Annotated in this window: 1 rRNA gene; it reads left to right on the forward strand. The window is 53.2% G+C overall.

Annotated features, from left to right (window positions below):
* A 23S ribosomal RNA gene (locus KW846_RS29635) occupies positions 1-1398 on the forward strand; the annotation flags it as partial.
* Positions 1399-1471 lie beyond the last annotated feature (73 nt).

Here is a 1471-nt window from a genome sequence, read left to right on the forward strand (position 1 = left end):
TAAGGCCGAGAGCTGATGACGAGTTACCTTTCAGGTGACGAAGTGGTTGATGCCATGCTTCCAAGAAAAGCTTCTAAGCTTCAGATAACCAGGAACCGTACCCCAAACCGACACAGGTGGTTGGGTAGAGAATACCAAGGCGCTTGAGAGAACTCGGGTGAAGGAACTAGGCAAAATGGCACCGTAACTTCGGGAGAAGGTGCGCCGGTGAGGGTGAAGGACTTGCTCCGTAAGCCCACGCCGGTCGAAGATACCAGGCCGCTGCGACTGTTTATTAAAAACACAGCACTCTGCAAACACGAAAGTGGACGTATAGGGTGTGACGCCTGCCCGGTGCCGGAAGGTTAATTGATGGGGTTAGCTAACGCGAAGCTCTTGATCGAAGCCCCGGTAAACGGCGGCCGTAACTATAACGGTCCTAAGGTAGCGAAATTCCTTGTCGGGTAAGTTCCGACCTGCACGAATGGCGTAACGATGGCGGCGCTGTCTCCACCCGAGACTCAGTGAAATTGAAATCGCTGTGAAGATGCAGTGTATCCGCGGCTAGACGGAAAGACCCCGTGAACCTTTACTATAGCTTTGCACTGGACTTTGAATTTGCTTGTGTAGGATAGGTGGGAGGCTTTGAAGCGTGGACGCCAGTTCGCGTGGAGCCATCCTTGAAATACCACCCTGGCAACTTTGAGGTTCTAACTCAGGTCCGTTATCCGGATCGAGGACAGTGTATGGTGGGTAGTTTGACTGGGGCGGTCTCCTCCTAAAGAGTAACGGAGGAGTACGAAGGTGCGCTCAGACCGGTCGGAAATCGGTCGTAGAGTATAAAGGCAAAAGCGCGCTTGACTGCGAGACAGACACGTCGAGCAGGTACGAAAGTAGGTCTTAGTGATCCGGTGGTTCTGTATGGAAGGGCCATCGCTCAACGGATAAAAGGTACTCCGGGGATAACAGGCTGATACCGCCCAAGAGTTCATATCGACGGCGGTGTTTGGCACCTCGATGTCGGCTCATCACATCCTGGGGCTGAAGCCGGTCCCAAGGGTATGGCTGTTCGCCATTTAAAGTGGTACGCGAGCTGGGTTTAGAACGTCGTGAGACAGTTCGGTCCCTATCTGCCGTGGACGTTTGAGATTTGAGAGGGGCTGCTCCTAGTACGAGAGGACCGGAGTGGACGAACCTCTGGTGTTCCGGTTGTCACGCCAGTGGCATTGCCGGGTAGCTATGTTCGGAAAAGATAACCGCTGAAAGCATCTAAGCGGGAAACTTGCCTCAAGATGAGATCTCACTGGGACCTTGAGTCCCCTGAAGGGCCGTCGAAGACTACGACGTTGATAGGTTGGGTGTGTAAGCGCTGTGAGGCGTTGAGCTAACCAATACTAATTGCCCGTGAGGCTTGACCATATAACACCCAAGCAATTTGCGTCGAAAGGCCAGATTGCGGTGTGTGAAGACGAAACGAACCGAAAGTTCGAGA

The sequence above is a fragment of the Pseudomonas sp. PDM32 genome (assembly GCF_019219225.1).
In the GTDB taxonomy this organism is placed as follows: domain Bacteria; phylum Pseudomonadota; class Gammaproteobacteria; order Pseudomonadales; family Pseudomonadaceae; genus Aquipseudomonas; species Aquipseudomonas laurylsulfatiphila.